Genomic DNA, 21,372 nt, shown 5'->3' with positions numbered 1-21,372 from the left:
GCCCAAGCCCATTACCGGTCAGGCAGCAATGCGCCCGATCACGTCGTTCGGTAACCCAAAGGCCACGCCTGAGTGCCTGCCTGAAATGCGGGAGGACAAAATGTTGTTCAATATCAACGAAATGCTACTCGTTCGGAGTTGCGAAACTCCGACGAAGAGAAATATGCGAGCTGATATCACTCGGGCGCGGTATGCGCGCAAAGGATTGCGGCTACCAAGCGATTTAAGGGACAAGGAGTAAGTGCTTCCGCAAAACCCGATCTCCGATCTTTCTGGCTGCCAAATCGTAAGCTGCTCCCTACCCACTCACCGCTGAAACAACGGTGAGTGGGTAGGGCAGAAAGCTTAGAAGCGGATTGTGACGTTCGCCTTAACGCCGTTATCAACCGCGCCGCTGCCGATTTGACCTGAATAGCTGACGCCAATTGAAGCCGCAGAAGCTACCGCAGCATTGAGGCCAAGGTCGAGAACCGCAGTTTCCTTGCTCAATGGAACGCCCGCTATATCGAAGGCAGTGCCGCCGCTCACGAAGGCAAGTCGGCTCACTGGCAAGCGATCGTTGAAAGCGTGACGCCAGCCGACCATGCCGTGAGCGGTCAGCCCGGCACCTCCGAACGGCAGACCGGTCGAAGCGCGAAGGCCCAGTGTCGAGAAAGTGACATCGCTGTTCTCACGATCGCCAGTGAGCGCCGCTGCACCTCCCCGCTCGACAAAATCGTCCATGTGCAAATGCACATAGGCAACGTTGGCAAAGGGCTGAACCTGTCCGCGACCGACCGGGATGACATGGCTGATGTCACCGAACACCTGAGTCGTTGCGCCGTTATATTTGGCACGCAAACTGTCGGTGAAGCCAGTGAACGCCACGTCGCGCGACGTCTTTATGCGGTTCCAGCTATAGGAAGCCCCAGCGCGAAGCCCAAACCCTCCCAATTCCGAACCGGCATAAGCGCCGACGTGGTAGCTTTTGATGCCTGCGGACGAGGCGCGCTCGTTCACATCATAGTCGGCATCGCTATAACCACCCAGAACGCCGACGCGTCCGGCAGCTCCGAAGCTGGTGTCCACGCCGATGAGCAGGCCCTTGGTATCGCGATCAAGGCGACCGGCATTGCCGCTGCCGTTCTGTTCGCCCCATGACCCGAAGCCGGTTCCCCATACCGCCAATCCGCGGCCATCTTCGCCACCGATGGTTGGCACGAACGCCGCGCTCAGGCGATCGTTCATGGCATTGCGGATGTGTCGGCTATCTTCGATCAGACCGGTGCGGAGCGACGCATGCACTTCGCCCGTCAGTTGATCGAATGCCTGCTGTGCGTTGGCGGTGCTTCCAAGTGCCAGAGCCGTTGCGAGAGAACCGCTCAATCCCAGCGAGTCCAGCGCGCGCCCAACTGCTACCTGATTGGGGGTTTTGCCCAACGAAGCGAAGGCAAGGCCGCTCCGGGTTAGCGTCAGAGTCACCGACGTCGGAAGATAGGCCAGTGAAGCTGTAAGGAACGCGTAGCCGTTGACGACAGAGGGATCGGTGAAGGTTCCTGTATAACCACCCGCAGCCGTGAGGATCGTATAAGGCGAACTCAGGAGCTGACCACCGAGCGGCTGAACCATAACCGATCCGGCCAACACAGCTGTGCCGGCGACTGCCAGAAGATCGGACTGACCAGCGGCGTTGACCTCGACCAGATAGTTCGAAGCTGAGCCGAAGGTATAGTTGCCCCCCACCGTGACAGTGCCGATGGAGTTACCGGGGTTGAGCGTTCCGTTATTGGTTACACTACCGCCGATAAGCCAGTTGCCTCCAAGCTTGGAGGAACCATCAACGAAGACATCTCCCGCCACGCGGATACGCTGGTCGACGGCCCCCGAACCATTCGTCCCACCGGTCGTTGTCGATCCGTTTTCCAGGTTAACATTGCCACCAATCGTCGTGCCGCCTGATCCAAACGCAATCGCGGTGCTGTTGCCGCTCAGGTCGCCCAAAACTTGAGCGCCTGATTCAAACTTCAGGCTTCCGCCCGCTTCGGCCGTGAAGTTGCGCACGCCGCTCGTAACTCCGGACCATGATGCATTGGCCGCGAGAAACACGTCGGTGCCGCCAGTCGTTTTGATGCCGTCGTCCAAAATATCGCCGCTTGTCTTCGAGCCTGCGTTAAGGTTGAGGGTTACAACGCCATCTGCACCATCCTCGGTACGATTAACCTGCAGCAGGGTGCCATTATTTGCCGTCGCGACTGTGCCGGCACCGAGCGAAAGCGTCTGCGTCTGGCCCGCTGTTTGAAGGTCTGACACGAAGCTTTGCTGACCGGCCTTCACGGTAGTGCCGTCAAGAGTGACCGTCGCATTGTCGATCAGGTGAACACCAGCCCCTTGAGTGGCAGTGATCGAACTGTTGTTGGAAGTGGTAAACGTGCTTCCGTAACTAACCTGAGCACCAACGGAATTCATGCCGCTGACCGTGATGCTGCTGTTGTTCAGATTGACGGTGCCCGACGTATGATCGTCGCCTACTTCGCCTCCGGTCAAAGCCCCGACGCTGTTCGCGCCCGTCGTCACGACGGTGACACCGGTCGCATCAATAATCGAATTGCCAACGCCATTCACGCCACCAACAGCAACAAAACCGTTGGCCGATTCAAATGGGTCATTGGGATTTTGCTGACCGTTGGCTGTGTAGGAGCCGCCATTGAGGATCAGGTGGCCGCCAGCATAAGCCCATGCGGCGTCACCCGCAAAACCAGCAGTCGTAACGTTGACATTCGTCGCAGTAACCGTCGAACCCGCACCTGAAGCATAGACGCCATAAGCCATGAAGCCTTTGGTATCGATCGAAAGATCGTTCAGAGTGACCGAAGCGCCCTGCGTGGCGTAGGCCCCATAAGAACGCTGCCCCTTGGTCTCCACCGCAGTTCCGGTTGCCGAAATCGACGAACCTGCTCCGGTGGCGTAAAGCGCATAGCTGCGCGCGCCGTTGGCGTCCTGCTCGACTTGCCCCTGTGCGCCCAGTGTGCTGACGCTGCCATTGGTCAGAGTGACTGCGGCTCCATTATGGGCATAAACGCCATACGCGCCGACGGTATCGACGGTCGATCCGTTGGTATCGCTCGTCGAGATGGTGCTGCCGACGAAATTGACTGTGGTTCCAGCTCCGGTTGCCTCCAGGCCGACCGCGGAAGCAGCAGTCGTCGTGCTGTTCACCCCACCGGCGCTGGTAGCATTCGCGCCACTATCCACGATAATCCCATCGTAGGTGCCGGGAGCCACGTCGCCACTGGTCGAAACAGTGAAGATGGTGGCGGGCACTGCCAATACGCTATGAGGCGTGAATATGGTCAGCGCAGCCGCTGAAACCGATTTCAAAAGATGGCGACCGAGCAATTTTTGCTTTTTCTCAGTCGAAAGTCCTGATTGATAGTTGGACGCCAACATCGTTGTAGAAACATTATTCACAAGAATACCCCCGTTAATTGTCGCGTTTAAAGCGCATTGGGGTGTTAATTTTAGTGAAACGATTGAAGGGATTTAGCCTCATATCGAACCAATTTACGGAAAATACTCCATAAGACCCTGTAAATAAGACGATTTTGTCCATAAAATGACAATAGATTTTCGTTATATTTTACAGTTCTTTGAAAATGTTTCGAAGTAAGGTTTAATTTCAGAATTGTTATCAACTTCAGGAAGGCGCGTATGGATGCTGTCCAAAGGATTGGGACGGCTGCAAAGTTGTTATTATAGAAAATTTACCCGGTCTTTCGATCCGTCGACCAGTACCGGGATCAAGCGAAATGAGATATGATCAGCGATGACGAACGAAACTGCCGCCCCTGCCCTTCTCAAAGACATTCTCGGTCCGCAGGCGCTGGTGACGATCGCTCGTGCTGGAACTGCAGCAACATCACATTTTAATGCCCCGGCCTTTCTCGACGCCGCGACCGCCGGGCTCGATACGCTTTCGATCATGGCGCGTGTGCGCCATATCGCTGATGCGCTAAAAACAGCATTACCGGTCGACTATGCCTCCGCCCTCGAAATCATCCGTACCATGGCGCCCCAGTTGACTCATGGTTTCCAGGCGATCGCCGTCACAGAGTTCGTCGCACGGCATGGGCTTGGCGATTTCGAACGGTCAATGGAGGCGCTCGCCGATCTGACCCGTTTCGGCTCCGCCGAATTTGCAATCCGCCCGTTCCTTTCTCAAAATGCGAAACGGACCCTCGCCGTCATGGTCAAGTGGAGCGACAGCGATGACGAGCATGTTCGCCGCCTCGCCAGTGAGGGCAGTCGGCCAAAGCTGCCGTGGGCACCACGCGTCCCGGCGCTCAAGGCGGATCCGACGCTCGCGGCCCCGATCCTCGAAACGCTTAAGGCCGATCCCAGTGCCTATGTCCGCAAATCGGTCGCGAACCATCTTAACGATATCGCCAAGGATCGCCCCGACTGGGTGGTAGATCGCCTTGCTCAATGGACAAAAGACGATCCCCGCACGATCTGGATCATCCGCCATGCCCTGCGTACATTGATAAAGAAGGGCGACCCGCGCGCGCTGGCGTTGATCGGCGTGGAGCATGGGGCCGCAGTCGAAATACAGCGCTTTTCGATCGAGCCGCCGATCGTGTGCCTTGGCGACACGATCGCGATCAGCGCCGATCTGCTCTCCACGGCCACCGACGTTCAGCGCCTGGTGGTAGACTATCGCATTCATTATGCACGCACCGGCGACAAGACGGCAGCCAAAGTGTTCAAGCTCAAGACCTTCGACCTCACAGTCGAGAACGCGGTGAAACTTTGCATCCGACAAACAATCCGCGATTTCAGCACACGTCGCCATCATCCGGGCAACCATGATGTGGAGTTGATCGTCAACGGTCAGACGGTGGCGAGGGACAGCTTTGAGATCGTCTTCGACCAGACAAGCTAAGGCTGGATCGGCGTGATAGAATCGACCCGATCATCGACGATGCACCTGATCTTCGGGCATTAAACGCCTAATTTGACACCTAATTTTGGTCGCTAACTCAAGCGCACACTGAATAGATGGGCGCGTTAAAGATGATCGACAGGTTGATCACGATCAACAATATCGTCTCCACCGCCAGAACATGAAAATAATGGATTGTATTATATAATCGTAAGTGTACGGCACCATCCGTCCAGGGGGGACAAGTACAGGTTCGGGAAATTTGATGTTTATTGTTCGTGGTAATGATTCGGTTAACAAGTCAGCCAAAAATATTCGTTCATCGTTATTGAAGGGCAGCTCGATCGGCCTGGCGCTTGCCGCCGCCGTTGCGGGCACCGCGCCAGCTTTCGCCGCTGACGTATGCGGCACTCCTGTCGCTGGAACCGTCACGTGCACGGCCGCCGGAAACCCTTATGCTGGGGGTATCAGCTACAATTCAGCCGGTGATTTTTCACTGACCACAGAGGCCGACGTTGTCGCCAATGGCAGTGTCACCGTCACCGGTGGCGGCACGACCACGATCACAAACAACGGAACAATCTCGACGAACGCCCTTAACCAGTCGGGCATCGTCGCCAATGGCTCCACCACCGCTATTAATATTTCGGGGTTGGGGTCCATCACGACGAGAGGCGACTCTTCAAACGGGGTTGATGCCCGCTCGGACAATGGTGCAATTTCCATAACGACAGGCACAATTGCGACAAGTGGCGATGACTCGCATGGTGTTTTTGCAGCTTCCGTTCCAGCTCCAAACTTCGCCCTCGCCTTCGACGCAAATCCAGCCACTGGCCCAATTGTTGTAACAACGGGTGCGATATCGACCACTGGTCGGCAGGCTTATGGGGTTTATGCCAGATCCGACACTGGCACAGTGGCGGTTTCGACGGGTGATATTTTAACAACCGGCGACTCCGCAATGGGTGTTTTTGCAAGTTCCAATGGTGACGCGGTCACCGTTTCGACCGGCGCAGTATCAACCGCTGGTTCTAACGCCGATGGCGTTCGCGCATATTCAAACGATGGTCAAATAACTGTCACGACAGGCGCAATCAAAACCGCAGGTGACAACGCCTATGGCGTCCGCGCATATGCAGGTGCTGGACCGATTGTTGTGACAACGGGTGCGATATCGACCACTGGTCGGCAGGCTTATGGGGTTTATGCCAGATCTGACACTGGCACAGTGGCGGTTTCGACGGGTGATATTTCAACAACCGGCGACTCCGCAACTGGTGTTTTTGCAAGTTCCAATGGTGACGCGGTCACCGTTTCGACCGGTGCAATATCAACCGCTGGTTCTAACGCCGATGGCGTTCGCGCAAGGTCATACGGTGGTTCAGTAACTGTCACGACAGGCGAAATCAAAACCGCAGGTGACGACGCCAATGGCGTCCGCGCATATGCAGGTGCTGGACCGATTGTTGTGACAACGGGTGCGATATCGACCACTGGTCGGCAGGCTTACGGAGTTTATGCCAGATCCGACACTGGCGCGCTGACAGTATCGACGGGTGATATTTCAACAATCGGCTCCAACGCCGATGGCATTCGCGTAAACTCAGAGGCTCGTCCAACGCTTTTCATGATCGCAGGCAACTACACAAATTCAGGTGATGGGCCAATAATTGTAACGACAGGCGGAATCACGACCGCAGGCGACAACGCCAATGGCGTCCACGCGAATTCAGGTAATGGTTCAATAACTGTCACGACAGGGGAAATCAAAACCGCAGGCGGCAATGCCAATGGCGTCTACGCATATTCAGGTGATGGACCAATCACTGTCACGACAGGGGAAATCACGACCGCAGGCGACAACGCCAATGGCGTCCGCGCGAATTCAGGTAATGGTTCAATAACTGTCACGACAGGCGCAATCAAAACCGCAGGCGACAATGCCAATGGCGTCCACGCATATTCATATGCTGGCCCGATTGTTGTGACAACCGGTGCGATATCGACCACTGGCGAACAGGCTCGCGGAGTTTATGCCCGGTCCAACGATGGCTCGGTGACAGTCTCGACGGGTGCTCTTTCAACAATCGGCGATAACGCAAATGGCGTTTATGCACGTACCGATGTTGGCGCAGTCTCCGTTTCAACTGGCGCAATTTCAACAACTGGTGACAACGCCAATGGCGTTCGCGCAAGTTCAGGCGATGGACCAATAATGGTCACGACCGGCGCGATTACGACCACAGGCGATAATGCCAGCGGCGTCTTCGCATATTCGGGCACTAGCCCGATTGTTGTGACAACAGGCGCGTTGTCGACCGCTGGTGAACAAGCTAATGGGGTTTTTGCCTCTTCGTACACGGACGCGGTGACTGTATCTACGAACACAATTAAGACCACTGGCAACAACTCCGACGGCGTTTATGCCTATTCGGGTAATGGCCCAGTTATCGTATCGACAGGTGCGATCTCGACATCCGGTGCCAACGCATTCGGCATCAAGGCTACCTCGGACACCGGTACGGCAACGGTCAACGCAACCAGCGTAAGCACGTCTGGTGCCGATGCTCCGGCAATCTACGCGCAGGGTGCCGATGTGGTCATCGCTGCGACGGGAACGGTTTCGGCATCGGGGACGCCAGTAACCACGACCGGCGATGCCATCACCGCAATCGCCACGGTCGGCGATGCAAAGGCAATAGTGAACAATGTCTCGGCAACGGGAGGGACTGCTACGCAACATGCCCTCGTCGTCACCGCACCAGGTACTGCAACGGCAACAATTACCGGTGCCGTGACTGCGCCGGCCGGCGATACCGTCGTCGCCCTTACGGGCCACACCACCGTTGCCACCGTCACTGCATCGGGTTCGATCAAGGGCAACGTAAATGCGCTGTTCCTGGACGGCACCACGAGCTCGTCACTGACGAACGCTGGCACGATCACGGGCGGCGCAACGGGAGCTGCCGTTACATCAACGGCGGGTCCGCTCACCGTGAACAACTCCGGCACGCTCGGCAACGGAAGCAATCTTGCGCTTCTGGCAACGGGCGGTCCGGCCACGGTCAACAACTCGAGCACGGGCACGATCAACGGTCACATCGCATTGACCGCCGGTAATGATGTCGTGAACAACTCGGGCGTCTTCAACGCGCCTGTGAATTCGGACTTCGGCGCTGGAACCGACACGTTCAACAACAGTGGTACGCTGAACGTCGTACCAGGAACGACGGTGCCGGGAACGGTCACCTTCACCGGCCTGGAAGTGTTCAACAACTCTGGCACTGTGAGCCTGCTAAACGGCCACACCGGCGATACGCTGGTCATACCGGGGGCGTTCGTCGGCACCGGCAACAGCACGATTGCAGTCGATATCGCGCCTGGCGTGATACCGACCAGCGACCGTTTGGTAGTCACAGGCGCGGCAACTGGTTCAACGGCCGTCGTCCTGCACAACATCAACAGCAACAATGCCGTCATAACCAATGGCACCCTGATCGTTGCTACCGGTGGTGCCGGGTCCTCGGCTACAGCCTTCGGCATCGCTGCCCAGTCGCAAAATGTCGGCTTCATCAACTATGCGATCACGACATCGACTGCCGCTGGGGTCACCAGCTTTGCACTGGTCGGAACACCGGGTGACACTGTCTTCCGCGCGGTAAAGATCAACGAAGGTGCACAGAACCTCTGGTACAAATCGGCCGATGCATGGGCTTCGCACACAGCGGATCTGCGCGACGCCAAATGGGGAGCCGGACCTGAGAATGCCGTTGATGGCGGGCGTGTATGGGGCATCATGTACGGCGGCGCGCAAAAGCGTGAGAGCAGCCAGTCGGGAACGGCGTTCGGTGTCAGCCGCAATGTCGACACCAGCTACAAGCAAGACGCGTTCGGGGCCAGATCGGTATCGATCTGGGGGGCACCTCAGGCGAAAGCGCGTTCGTGTTCGGTGTGACCAGTGGTTATGTGAGTTCGGCACTGACGTTCCAGAACTCGGCAGACCGAACCAGCTATGACGTCGTCAACGGTGGCGTGTATGCGAGCTTCGTATCGGGAACGGTGTTTGCCAATGCGCTTGCCAAATACGACCATTACTGGATCGATTCACGCAGCCCTGTCGCCAACTTCAGCAGCCGCTATCATGGGGAATCCTATGGTGCGCAGGGTGAACTCGGCGTTCGCTTCGGTTCGGATACATTCTATGCCGAGCCGCTCGTCAGTGGTTCGTACGTTCGTACCGACCTGAATTCGCCTGTCGCTAACAATGCATCGATCGACTTCGACAAGCTTGACGGTGTGCGTGGTAAGGTCGGTCTGCGGATTGGTTCGGCGTTCGACATGGGAACCAGCCGAGCCGTCGTGTATCTGTCAGGGAATGCCGTTCACGAGTTCAAGGGTCGCGATGGCCTGAGCTTCACGTCGGACAGCACGACCTTCAACTACCGTAACGATCGCATCGGCACTTATGGCGAAGGCAAGTTGGGCATCAACATCGTTTCCGCCAGTGGCGTTACCGGATTTGTCGAAGGCTTCGGCAACTATGGCGACGATTATAAGGGTGGCGGTGCGCGCGCCGGTTTGCGTATCAAGCTCTAATGATCGAAGCGAATAACCATGTGACGGAGGCCTCCGCGAAAGCGGGGGCCTTTTAATGTCCACCGTTGGCCGGCAGGATACGCCGCTCGACCCCGGCGCGACGGCAATTACCGTCTCCAGGGGGCTGCCGAACTGGCTGAACACAAACCGGGTCAGCCTCGCCTACACCTCGTACCAGACCGGCCAGTTGTTTCTGGTTGGCGTACAACCCGACGGGACGGTGTCCTTCAATCAACAGAATTATGTCCGCGCAATGGGGCTGTGCCACGATGGCAATCGCCTTTTCATCGGGTCGCTCTTCCAGATCTGGCGTCTGGAAAATATGCTGCGCCCCGGTGAAAAAGGGAACGGCACATTCGACCGCGTTTTTATCCCGCGTGAGGCACATACGACCGGCGACATCGATATTCACGAAATGGGCGTCGATCGCACGGGTCGACTGATCTTCGTGAACACCAAATATTCGTGTCTGGCGACCGTCGATCCGCAGCACAGCTTTCGTCCATTGTGGAAGCCGGATTTCATATCAAAACTGGTCGGCGAGGATCGTTGCCATTTAAATGGCCTTGCCATGAGCGAGGGCGTACCGCGTTATGTCTCTGCCGTCAGCCAGACCGACATGCTCGCCGGTTGGCGTGAGCGCCGCATTTCTGGTGGCGTCGTTATCGATGTGGCAACAAACAAGGTCGTCACCGATCAATTGTCGATGCCCCATAGTCCGCGACTGTCGGATGGTCAGCTATACGTGCTGGATTCCGGGCGCGGCCAGATTGTGCGGGTCGATCCCGAAACGGGCAGCAAAGAGGATATCGCATTCTGCCCAGGCTTCCTGCGGGGCATGACGATCCATAACGGCTATGCGATCGTCACCGCGTCGAAACCGCGCGACGGCACGTTTAAGGATTTGCCACTTCAGGCAGAGATCGCGAAGCGCGATGGTGAACCGTGGTGCGGCATATTTATCGTGAATCTGCGTCACGGGGATATCGTCGAATGGATCAAGCTGGACGGTGCAGTTGCCGAATTGTTCGACGTTGCAGTCGTCCCCGGCGCATCCTGTCCAATGTCGCTTGGACCCAACACGCTGGAAGTGGAAAGCACGATCAGTTTCGATTCTGATTTGCCATCCGGGCTGACTTTCGATGTGAAGAAGGAATCGACCAGCGTTCCACAGTGAGCGTGACGGCCGTTATGACCCCTCGTCATTGCACCTTCACCTTCGCAAAGAACGCCAAGCAACAAGAGAGGCGGCTTTCCGCGGCAATATACAATCGGGCAGGACGCTAAAAAACGCCATTCCCACCCTCTCACGGTACGAATTCAGTTCTGCAAGAGTATCAGCTAACCTTCCTTTTGGCACGGTTCGTGGAACATGATCACCGTAAGCGCGTTGACGTCCTGTTGAATCGAGGACGTTCCCAATGCGAAATTACCGCGGTGCTCTTGTTGCAATCGTTTCGTGCTGCCTGAGTGTCCCAGTAATGGCGGTGGATACTCACGCGTCCGAACTGCGCAGGGCCGACGAAGCCGTCGCGCATCAGACCATGATTACACGCCGGGCCGTCAGAACAGGTGATGCCGCCACGATCGCTGTCGAACGCGCCAAACTACAGGCCGCCCAGGCCGTGGCCTGGGGCAAACGCCATCCAGCCGGCGCGCCTGTCGAGGCTGTTGCCGTCAAATAACCAGATTTCCGATCCGGTACTTAGAGACATCCATTCAAATCATTCATTCTTGTCTGTCCATTTTCGACGCGGCGGAACGGTAAAAATTGGCGTCAACCGTATTCAACGCAAACCAGCTTCTGGCGGTCCCGCGTCCCAACTTAATTAAATACCGCCGCCGCGTTTCAGGAACGAAGAGCAGCGGCGATTCGCACCGTTGTCCTTGCATCGGCTAGTCGGCTGGCTACACTCAAAGCTTCTCCAGCAAAGGCTCCATATGTCGCGATCGTTCGAAACATTCGTGCTGTTTGGTGCCACGGGTGACCTGGCTCAGCGTATGCTGTTCCCTTCGCTCTATAATCTTTCCTGCGATGGCCTTCTTCCAGCAAAATTCAGGATCATCGCATCGGCGCGTTCGGCAATAGACACCGACGGCTTCCGCTCTCAGGTTCATGTTTCGCTCCAGTCGCTCGAACTTTACGATGCCGACAAAGCTGCGACGTTTCTCGATCGCATCGAATATTGCGCCGTATCGAGCGATAATCCCAACGATTTCAACAATCTGGCGGAAAAGGCCGCACCGTTCAAAGACGGCGGCATCGCGTTTTACCTATCGACGCCGCCCGGCTTATTCGCGCCTGTCGTTGCCGGTCTGGAATCGGTGAACCTGACCGGCCCCCTCACCCGCATCGCAATGGAAAAGCCGATCGGCCATGACTTGCCATCCAGCCGCGAGGTTAACGCAGCGGTCGGCCAATCGTTCGACGAGGAAAATATCTTCCGGGTCGATCATTATCTCGGCAAGGAAACGGTTCAGAATCTTTTGGTCCTGCGTTTCGGCAATACGATGTTCGAACCGCTATGGAATGCAACGTCGATCGAACATGTCCAGATCACCGTCGCCGAAACCGTCGGACTGGAAGGTCGCGTTTCTTATTATGATGGCGTCGGTGCGCTTTCGGACATGGTGCAAAACCATATGCTCCAGCTACTCGCTCTTGTCGCGATGGAGCCGCCAGCGAGTTATACGGCAACGGCCATCCGCGATGAAAAGGTAAAGGTTCTGCGTTCGCTTCGCCCGCTTAATAACGGCGACGCTGCGACCCATAGCGTGAAGGGGCAATATACCGCCGGAGCGATCGACGGGCAGCCGGTGGTCGGTTATGCCGACGAACTTGGCGGCAAGTCGAACACAGAGACATTCGTTGCGGTAAAGGCACATCTCGACAACTGGCGCTGGCGCGGAGTCCCCTTTTATCTTCGTACCGGCAAACGATTACCCACTCGCCATTCCGAAATATTGATCCAGTTTCGCCCAGTGCCGCATTCTATATTTTCGCCGCGGGGCACCGGTTTGGAACCCAATGCGCTTGTCATCCGGTTACAACCTCATGAGGGCATCGGCCTGCAAATCATGACCAAGGAACCGGGTCTCGATCGCGAGGGCATCGAACTTGCCAACGTCGGTCTCGATGTCAGCCTTGCTACGACATTTGCGGGCAAACGGCGGCGCATCGCTTATGAACGGCTTTTGCTGGACCTGCTCGAAGGCGACACGACGCTATTCGTTCGGCGTGATGAAATAGAAGCAGCGTGGACCTGGGTGGACTCGATTCACACGGCGTGGAAATCCGCAGGGATCAACGCCAAACCGTACACCGCAGGAAGCTGGGGACCGTCGGCTGCGATGGGTATGATCGAACGCGACGGGGCCAGTTGGCATGACTGAACTGAACAAAATACTCAGCGCAGTCACCGATCGGGTTATCCATCGATCACGCTCCTCACGCGCAGCCTATCTCGATCTTATGGACCGCCAGCGTGAGGCAGGAACGAACCGGCACAATTTGTCCTGTGGTAATCTCGCCCACGGATTTGCGGCGGCTGGCGTAGACAAGCCCCTCATCCGCGAGGGCAATGCGATGAACATAGGCATCGTCACTTCCTATAATGACATGCTGTCGGCGCATCAGCCCTATGGCCGCTATCCAGAGATGATAAAAATTGCCGCTCGGGAAGCCGGTGCTTCGGCTCAGGTTGCGGGCGGCGTGCCGGCGATGTGCGATGGCGTGACGCAGGGTCAGGCAGGCATGGACCTGTCGCTATTCAGCCGCGACACGATAGCCCTGTCAACTGCCGTTGGTTTAAGCCACGCTATGTTCGAAGGCGTTGCGCTGCTCGGCATCTGTGACAAGATCGTGCCCGGCCTGTTGATGGGTGCGCTCCGCTTTGGGCATCTCCCGGCCATCCTGATCCCCGGCGGACCGATGGCGTCCGGGCTGGCCAACAAGGAAAAGCAGCGCATCCGGCAACTGTTTGCCGAAGGAAAAGTCGGAACCACCGAACTCCTCGAGGCTGAATCGGCCAGTTATCACGACGCCGGAACCTGCACCTTTTATGGCACGGCGAATTCCAACCAGATGATGATGGAAGTGATGGGCCTGCACATGCCGGGTGCCGCATTCGTCAATCCGGGTACGCGATTGCGTGGCGAACTGACGCGCGCTGCGGTCCACCGACTGGCGGCAATCGGCTGGAATGGAGACGATTATCGCCCGCTCGGGCAGTGCGTCGATGAAAAAGCGATCGTCAATGCGATCGTTGGACTGCTGGCAACCGGCGGATCGACCAATCACGCAATCCACCTTCCTGCTATCGCGCGGGCGGCTGGCATTGTTATCGACTGGGAGGATTTCGACGCGTTGTCGGCAGCAGTCCCGCTGATCGCGCGAATATATCCAAACGGTTCGGGCGACGTGAACGACTTTCATCAAGCCGGTGGGATCGGGTTCATCATTTACCAGTTGCTGGAAAGCGGGCTGCTCCATCGCGACATTATGACCGTCGCTCGGGGGGATCTGACCGATTATGGTCAGGAACCGGTTTTGATCGGTGAATCCCTGATGTGGCAGCCAATCACAGTTTCGCGAAACGAAGAAATGGTACGCCCGGTCTCTGCGCCTTTCGCGCCCGATGGTGGGATGCGTTTACTTCGCGGCAACCTTGGCCGGTGCGTGATAAAAACCAGCGCAGTTGTCGAGGAACGCTGGATCGTGGAGGCACCTTGCGCAGTGTTCGAGACGCAGGACGACGTGCTCGCTGCGTTCAAATCCGGTGATCTGGAACGCGATGTTATCGTTGTAGTCAGGTTTCAGGGGCCTCAAGCCAACGGTATGCCCGAATTGCACAAACTGACCCCGGCGCTGGGCGTGCTTCAGGATCGCGGGTTCCGCGTCGCACTCGTGACCGATGGGCGAATGTCCGGCGCCAGCGGCAAAGTCCCGGCCGCAATCCATGTTACGCCAGAAGCTGCGAATAACGGCGCGCTGGCACAATTGCGCGATGGCGATATCGTCCGCGTCGATGCCGTCTCTGGAACGCTTTCTACCAAAGCTGATCTCTCCAGCCGCATTGCTGCCCCTACCCCTCCACCGGCAGTCGGCACGGGGCGCGAACTGTTTTCGTTCATGCGACACGGATCGGATGGTGCCGAAGCGGGTGCCTCGGCGATGTTGATGGCTGCGGGGTTATAATATGCAAATCGTCTCAGTAGATATCGGTGGCACACACGCCCGCTTCGCCCTCGCTGAAGTGGCCGATGGCAAAGTTGTCAGCATCGGCGAGGCATTGACCCTGAAAACCGCCGAATATGCGAGTTTTCAGTCTGCTTGGGTGGCATTCGGTGTCGCGATCGGCGCGCCACTTCCACGCGCCACGGGCATTGCATTTGCGGGGCCGGTCAGCGGCGAGGTTCTACAACTGACGAACAGCCACTGGACAGTCCGCCCAGGACTCATCCCCTCGCGCCTGAATGTCGATCAATTCACTTTGGTCAATGATTTCGGCGCGGTCGGTCACGCAGTCGCTCAGGCAAATGACCAGTATTTCAGTCACTTATGCGGACCCGATGTGGCCCTACCGCATAAAGGAGTAATCACCGTTGTCGGGCCCGGGACCGGCCTCGGCGTATCCTATGTATTCCGGGCGGATGAACGCTACCACGTCAACGCGACAGAGGGCGGCCATGTGGATTATGCTCCAATGGACCGGTTCGAAGACGCTTTGCTGGGCGACCTCCGCGCAAAATACCGCCGTGTCTCCGCCGAACGCATCGTCTCCGGCCCCGGACTCCAACACATTTACGAAGCACTGGCGAAAATCGAAAAGAAGATTGTCATCGTGCGCGACGACAAAGAGCTCTGGACGGCAGCACTCGACGGCACTGACACGCTCGCCGTTGCCGCGCTCGACCGTTTCTGCATGGCACTCGGTTCCGTCGCGGGCGATCTGGCCTTGGCTCAGGGCGGCAACGCTGTCGTCATTGCTGGAGGGTTGGGCGCGCGGATCGCGGGACATCTTCCCCGATCCGGCTTTGCCCAGCGCTTCGTCGCAAAGGGCCGCTTCGAACCGATGATGGCAGCTATGCCGGTTAAGCTCATAACCCTCGATCAACCCGGCCTGTTCGGCGCAGCAGCCGCTTTCGCAATGGAGCATACCCGATGAACGTCGAAACGATCATGCGCGATGGACCGGTCATTCCGGTTCTGGTCATCGACGATATCTCCCAAGCACAACCCATAGCCGAAGCCCTTGTCGCTGGCGGCGTCCGCGTGCTCGAAGTCACGCTTCGGACCCCAGCGGCGCTCGACGTGATTGCGGAGATGTCCTGCGTAAAGGGCGCGATCGTCGGAGCAGGAACTGTCCTCAACCCAAGCGATCTGGATGCCGCGATCAAGGCCGGAGCAAAGTTCATCGTCAGTCCGGGATTGACCGAACCGCTAGGCAAGGCTGCGATAGCGAGCGGCATTCCCTTTTTGCCGGGAATCTCAAACGCCGGCGATCTGATGCGTGGCCTCGATCTGGGTTTGTCGCGGTTCAAATTTTTCCCGGCGATCGCATCGGGGGGCTTCCTGCGCTCCGCGCTCTCGCTGCACCGTTTGGAAAGGCGCGGTTTTGTCCCACCGGTGGGATTACGCTCGACACGGCACCGGAATGGCTTGCCGAAGATTTCGTCACTTGTGTAGGTGGAAGCTGGATCATTCCAAAGGGTACATTGGACGTCGCGACGATCGAGCGCAACGCAAAGGCGGCCGCTCGACTCGCTAGCGGATAAAGAGCCAGATCGGAAACGCAGCGACCGCCATCATGCCACCGAGCGGAAGCCGGGTTTGCGCAGTCACTGGCGGTTTTCGAAAGAACTGGACCAAGATTAAAGCCAGGCCGACCATGCTGGCACCGAGCAGCACAAACGGCAGCACCTGCCAACCAAGCCAGAGACCGATTGCGCCGAGCATCTTTGGATCTCCCGCGCCCATGCCTCGCTGACCACGTAGCCTGTAGTAACCCCAGGCGATTAGTCTCAGAACGGTATAGCCAACCGCGCCGCCGATCATCCGATCGCTCAAGGAGGGATACAAACCCAAAGCTCCCGTCAAGAACCCCGTGGCACCGAGCAAAAATGTAAGCCGATCAGGCAACCAGAAATACCGGAAATCAAGAATCGCAAGGGCAACCAGAAGCCACCCAAAATACGCCCCCGCGACTCCTTCCCCGCCCGGAACCATTATAAGGGCCAACGCTCCGATCAGCGCGCAGATCAGCTCGATTAAAAAATGCTCGCGGGTGATCTTCGCGCCGCATCGTCGGCATTTACCACGCAGGATGATGAAGCTGATTAGCGGAACCAGTTCGAACCAGCGCAACTGAACGGTACAGGTGTCGCACTCCGATCGACCGTTTGTTGCCTTTCCCGATGGCCAACGGACGGCGAGAGTCGCTATGAAGCTACCAGCGATTGCCCCTGCAATGAACCCGCCGGCACCCCATTCGATCAGGGTCACGGCAGGCGTTCATCAGCCGCCGCGCCCCAGATATGGGCAATCTCTATATAGCCGTTGTGGCCCTTCACGTCGAACAGGCACCAGCCACGGTCGCATTGTTTCAGCAATCCGATCACGCCCGGTTCGGCGCGCCACACCACGGAAGCACCTGCTGCAGCGGCAGCGCGCATTTCGCGAATACCCCCGGTTACGATAGCGGTACGATTATCGCTCAACAAATTGCCCTGTACCCATCCCGTGGTACCATCGGGATCCTGAATCTTGCGCCAGTTCGGATAGATTTCCAGCACTTTCACCGGCAATCCAACACGTTGATACATCCATGTCGCGGGAAACTGACGCCCCGGCCCGCTTCGCATACGCGCCTTGCCCGCGCTTATCGACGCCCAATAGGGAGCCTTGCGTTCGGCAACTGCCGCGCCCGGAATAGCGAGCGAGCAAAGGATGAGAGTGTGAATAAGGATGCGCATTGCGTTCGATTGACCGTTCGGGGCGCGCGCGTCAATCGGATGCCGTCCGGGGCGTGAAACCCGCTGGTGTTGAAGCCTTAACCTGCGACGTTTACGCAGGGCGGAATGAAAAGCATTTACCGTCCGGCGCTTACGGCGCTTTCCGTTTTTGGAGCGACTGCGGCACAGGGGCAACCGATCATAGTTGCCGACAGCGGCGACAGCGCATGGGTATTGGCCGCGTCGGCGATCGCATTATTTGCCGCTCTGCCCGGCCTTGCGCTCTTTCATGGCCGCGACCGAGAAAGTGATCATGGCACAGCGATGTTCGTATCGGTCGCCATCGCGTCGCTCATGTTCGCTATCATCGGATACAGCCTTGCATTCGGCGAAGGCAGTTCGATCATCGGTGGCAGCGGCAATGCAATGCTGGGTAATATGGCCGAGTTACGCGCTGACGCTACGATCTCAGACACAGTTTACGCCTTGTTCGAACTTTCGATCGCTGTGTTTGCGGTGGGCATCATGGTGTCCTCGATCGCTAATCGTGCGCGCATCGGCTGGCTGACGGGATTCATCGCGATATGGAGCCTGATTGTTTATGCGCCCATCGCTCACTGGATCTGGGGTGGTGGCTGGCTGGCCGAACTGGGCGTATTGGATTTCGGCGGCGGGATGGTCGTGCAGGTGGCAGCAGGAACTGCCACATTGGTCATCGCGCTGTTGCTCGGGCCGGGACAAGGCAATGTAGCAGGCGATGGCCGTTTGACGCTGGCGGGTCTGTGGCTGGTCTGGATCGGCTGGTCAGGCGTCATCGGCGGCGCGGCGCTTAGCGGTGGCAACGACGCGGCAACGGCAATGTTGAACGCGCAGTTTGCCGCGAGCGCGGCATTGCTGACCGGCTTTGCGATTGCCCGTTGGCGAAGAAATACGTCCGGTGATTACAGCTTCGGGACCGCGGCAATCGCAGGGCTTGCCGCGATTAGCACCGGAGCCGCATTCGTCGGCCCCGGTGGTGCAATTGCGCTCGGCGTTCTGGGCGCGATAGCAGCGTGGGCGGGGTCCATATTTATTACCCGGCTAAATGTCGGCTCGACAGCGAGCGCGTTCGTGTCGAGCGGATGCGGCGGAATCGTGGGAGCGATCGCATTTCCCGTATTCGTATCACCCACATTCGGTGGCCCCGGCTTTGACGAAGGGGTCGGTCTGCTGACACAAACGCTCGCCCAAGGGGTCGGCGTGCTTGTGGTGATCTTGTGGAGCGCAGTCGTGACCGCGATTGCAGCGCTGATGGTCTCGATGATCGCGCCGATGCGAGTTCGGGTATAACTGCCGAAGTAGAGGGGCGCGACCTGCTCAAAGCCGCGCCCCTTAACCGTTACATCTTACCGGAAAACGAGATGCCAAAGATGCGCGGTTCGTTGAATACCGCTGCCATGTAGTTCTCAATCACACCCTTCAGGTTTTTCTCATTCGTGATGTTGCGGGCAAACGCCGCCACTTCGTACTTGCCGTCCGGGGCAGTATACCCGATTTTCAGGCCGCCTTCGAAGTCGCCCTTCGAATTGAACTCAGCCGTCCGGTACAGAACAAAGTTCGTATAGCCCTGCACGTTCCAGTCAGTCGCCGCAAATACCGCACCGCCGTTGCCCAGTGGCACGTCATAGCGCGCAGAGATATTGGCGGTATATTTCGGAGCGTTCGGCAGCGGATTACCGTCGATGTGGGCAAACACATTCGTCCCGATATTGACCGTCGGATTCTGCACCGTGCAGACGACGACGCCGTTCAATGCGCAGACCTGGGCAAGCGCGTTTTTGTCCTTGATCTCGGTATGCAACAGGCTGAGGCCGGCCGACAATGTCAGATGTTCGATCGGCTTGAAGTCGAGCTCTGCTTCCAGTCCATAGGCATCGGCTTTGGCTGCGTTAAGCAGCACGCCGTTACCGTTGGTGTCATTACCGTTGAGCTGGATGTTCTTCACCCGATAGCCGAATCCCGAAAGGTTAAAGCGTACGCGATTGTCGAACAGATTGGTTTTTACGCCACCTTCATAGGACACGATCGTTTCAGAATTGGCGGTCGAGAACGGTGCGCCGAAAACTGCCGAACGTCCCTGAATCGTTGGTCCACGGAAACCGCGTGCAACGCGCGCGTACAAGCTAACCTCGGGCGAAAGTTCGTAGAGCGCACTGACGTCCCAGCTTGGCTGCTTGTCTGACAAGCGCACGAATGGACGATTGGCGAATGGCCCACTAGCTGACTCGCCGACAGCTTTTATCAACTGGGTCTTCTTCGTATCCTTGGTATAGCGGCCACCGGCAGTGATGGTCAGATGAGGAACGATCTCGTAGCTCATTTGTCCAAAGAAAGCCCAACTCGTGTTGATATCGTGCAATCGAACAAAGTTATTCGGATTTGGAGCGTTCGGTGCTGGCGTACCAACAGGCGTAGTAAGGAAGTAATTCCGCTGATAAAAATCGGTCAGATCACGCTGATCGAAATACATGGCCCCGATCTGATATTTGAAGCGTGTGTTTCCGTTGCTGGAAAGGCGAACTTCCTGGGTCAGTTGGTCGAGGTCGCGGACATTACCCTGTGATTCGCCATAGCCGTTAGGAACGCCGCCGACAGGGAAATTCACGGCCGCACCACCATCGGTATCGCCACGGCTATAGCCACTGGTCGTCTCGTACGCCGATATCGACGTCAGCGTGACCGGTCCAAAATCATAGGCAATCTTTTCGGACGCACCATAGGTTTTGTACGCCTGTGGGTTACCCTGACCTTCGTCGAGTGCGACGCTGTCCCGCGGTTCCGCAGAAGCGTCATTCGAACCCTTTGTCAGCGCTCCACGATGAAAGATTGTAGAGGTGCCGTTGTAATCACGATAATGGAACGACGTTAGCATGGAGAGTTGGTCGTTCGGCGTCAGCAGTAATTGCGCGCGTACATTGCGATCGCTGAAACCGCCGAGAGCGTTCTTTCCCGGGGTCGTGCTGTCATTACTGAAGCCAGTGAACGTATTGTCGACCCAATTATCACGATGCTGGTAAAGCGCCGAAATACGAAACGAGAGCTTGTCTTCGACGATTGGGCCGCCAAAACCGCCGTCGAAAGTGACGGTATTATAGCTGCCGTAGGAAGCCGATGCGCGGCCGCCCCATTGCTGGCTCGGTTTAATGCTGTCGATCTTGATGATGCCAGCCGTGGTATTACGGCCAAACAGCGAACCTTGTGGGCCCCGCAAAACTTCAACCTGCGCCATGTCGAAAACCGGGTTCGACTTCAACACGACGTGTTCCAGAACGACATCGTCCTGGATAATCGAGACAGGCTGCGATGCGCCGAGATAGAAATCGACGTTGCCGAGACCGCGAATATAGAAGCGCGGAAAGATGCGACCGGTTGTCGTTTCGGCATATAAGCCGGGAACGCGACCGGAAAGCGCGAGGATGTCCTCACCGCCCGATTGAAAGCTGCGCAGTTGATCGCCTGCGACGACGCCAACCGAAATCGGAACCTTTTGCAGGTTCTCGGAACGGCGTTCGGCAGTCACGACGATGTCGGTCAGTTGGCCCTCGGATGCTTCAGCTACTGGAGCTGCTTCCTGAGCGCGGGCCGCGTTTGCGGTAGATAACGCGGTCAGTGCCACGGCCAAGGTCAAAGCAGGCCGCGTGAGTTTCGTTCTCGACAAAAAATTTCCCCATGTGTTTATAGTGCGTCAGCGCGAGAAGCGCAGAGTTATTCTCCAGCTCGCTGATCCCGCCGCTAAAGCGTCGATAAGTCATTTTGGCGACAGAATGCAGTCCGCACGGGGGAATGGCAGAAATACAGATCGACTGTGACTATCGAGCAACATTGGATGCGCGTTGCCGCGTCAATGGACGAGCCATCACCCTCCG

Annotated in this window: 13 protein-coding genes and 1 pseudogene; 10 read left to right on the top strand and 4 right to left on the bottom strand. The window is 57.4% G+C overall.

The window, feature by feature from the left end:
- Nucleotides 1-345 precede the first annotated feature (345 nt).
- Entirely contained in the window at nt 346-3,447 is a 3,102-nt protein-coding gene (locus D3Y57_RS16745) for an autotransporter outer membrane beta-barrel domain-containing protein (RefSeq protein WP_162987169.1), read from the bottom strand.
- A 355-nt stretch (nt 3,448-3,802) separates the two neighbouring features.
- Between D3Y57_RS16745 and D3Y57_RS16740 the strand changes: the two genes are divergently transcribed.
- The 9 genes and pseudogenes from D3Y57_RS16740 to eda all read left to right on the top strand — a co-directional run bounded on the left by D3Y57_RS16740 (nt 3,803) and on the right by eda (nt 16,291).
- On the top strand, nt 3,803-4,918 hold the full coding sequence (locus tag D3Y57_RS16740) for a DNA alkylation repair protein (protein WP_121154421.1): 1,116 nt from the start codon (nt 3,803-3,805) through the stop codon (nt 4,916-4,918).
- Between the two features lie 265 nt (nt 4,919-5,183).
- The gene (locus tag D3Y57_RS16735; protein WP_121154419.1) at nt 5,184-8,873 is read left to right on the top strand and encodes a beta strand repeat-containing protein; all 3,690 of its coding nucleotides are present in this window, start codon (nt 5,184-5,186) and stop codon (nt 8,871-8,873) included.
- The gene (locus D3Y57_RS16730; RefSeq protein ID WP_121154417.1) at nt 8,819-9,514 is read left to right on the top strand and encodes an autotransporter domain-containing protein; all 696 of its coding nucleotides are present in this window, start codon (nt 8,819-8,821) and stop codon (nt 9,512-9,514) included. The genes D3Y57_RS16735 and D3Y57_RS16730 overlap by 55 nt, the downstream gene beginning before the upstream one ends.
- A 55-nt stretch (nt 9,515-9,569) precedes the next feature.
- On the top strand, nt 9,570-10,691 hold the full coding sequence (locus tag D3Y57_RS16725; RefSeq protein WP_121154415.1) for a TIGR03032 family protein: 1,122 nt from the start codon (nt 9,570-9,572) through the stop codon (nt 10,689-10,691).
- A gap of 244 nt (nt 10,692-10,935) precedes the next feature.
- Nucleotides 10,936-11,199, top strand: a complete 264-nt coding sequence (locus D3Y57_RS16720) for a hypothetical protein (protein ID WP_162987168.1) — start codon at nt 10,936-10,938, stop codon at nt 11,197-11,199.
- A 256-nt stretch (nt 11,200-11,455) separates the two neighbouring features.
- Nucleotides 11,456-12,907, top strand: coding sequence for a glucose-6-phosphate dehydrogenase (gene zwf / locus D3Y57_RS16715; protein ID WP_121154411.1), 1,452 nt, complete (start codon nt 11,456-11,458; stop codon nt 12,905-12,907).
- On the top strand, nt 12,900-14,711 hold the full coding sequence (gene edd / locus D3Y57_RS16710) for a phosphogluconate dehydratase (RefSeq protein ID WP_121154409.1): 1,812 nt from the start codon (nt 12,900-12,902) through the stop codon (nt 14,709-14,711). Before zwf ends, edd begins: the two co-directional genes overlap by 8 nt.
- A gap of 1 nt (nt 14,712) precedes the next feature.
- Nucleotides 14,713-15,681, top strand: a complete 969-nt coding sequence (glk, locus tag D3Y57_RS16705) for a glucokinase (RefSeq protein ID WP_121154407.1) — start codon at nt 14,713-14,715, stop codon at nt 15,679-15,681.
- A pseudogene (gene eda, locus D3Y57_RS16700) lies at nt 15,678-16,291 on the top strand (bifunctional 4-hydroxy-2-oxoglutarate aldolase/2-dehydro-3-deoxy-phosphogluconate aldolase). Before glk ends, eda begins: the two are co-directional and overlap by 4 nt.
- Here the strand turns inward: eda and D3Y57_RS16695 are convergent.
- On the bottom strand, nt 16,281-17,018 hold the full coding sequence (locus D3Y57_RS16695) for a prepilin peptidase (RefSeq protein WP_121154405.1): 738 nt from the start codon (nt 17,016-17,018) through the stop codon (nt 16,281-16,283). The pseudogene eda and the gene D3Y57_RS16695 sit on opposite strands and share 11 nt — an antisense overlap.
- Nucleotides 17,015-17,488 carry an SH3 domain-containing protein gene (locus tag D3Y57_RS16690; RefSeq protein ID WP_121154403.1) on the bottom strand — a complete coding sequence of 158 codons (474 nt, stop codon included), beginning with the start codon at nt 17,486-17,488 and terminating at the stop codon, nt 17,015-17,017. The genes D3Y57_RS16695 and D3Y57_RS16690 overlap by 4 nt, the downstream gene beginning before the upstream one ends.
- 105 nt (nt 17,489-17,593) lie before the next feature.
- Between D3Y57_RS16690 and D3Y57_RS16685 the strand changes: the two genes are divergently transcribed.
- Entirely contained in the window at nt 17,594-18,796 is a 1,203-nt protein-coding gene (locus tag D3Y57_RS16685) for an ammonium transporter (RefSeq protein WP_121154401.1), read from the top strand.
- Nucleotides 18,797-18,845: 49 nt separating this feature from the next.
- On the opposite strand, the gene D3Y57_RS16680 is transcribed toward D3Y57_RS16685, so the two are convergent.
- On the bottom strand, nt 18,846-21,164 hold the full coding sequence (locus D3Y57_RS16680) for a TonB-dependent receptor (RefSeq protein ID WP_121154399.1): 2,319 nt from the start codon (nt 21,162-21,164) through the stop codon (nt 18,846-18,848).
- Nucleotides 21,165-21,372 lie beyond the last annotated feature (208 nt).

Origin of the sequence: Sphingomonas paeninsulae, from assembly GCF_003660165.1 — a bacterium.
GTDB classification, from domain to species: domain Bacteria; phylum Pseudomonadota; class Alphaproteobacteria; order Sphingomonadales; family Sphingomonadaceae; genus Sphingomonas_O; species Sphingomonas_O paeninsulae.
Note: the sequence above shows the minus strand (reverse complement) of the source record. Positions and strands in the feature narration are given on the sequence as shown.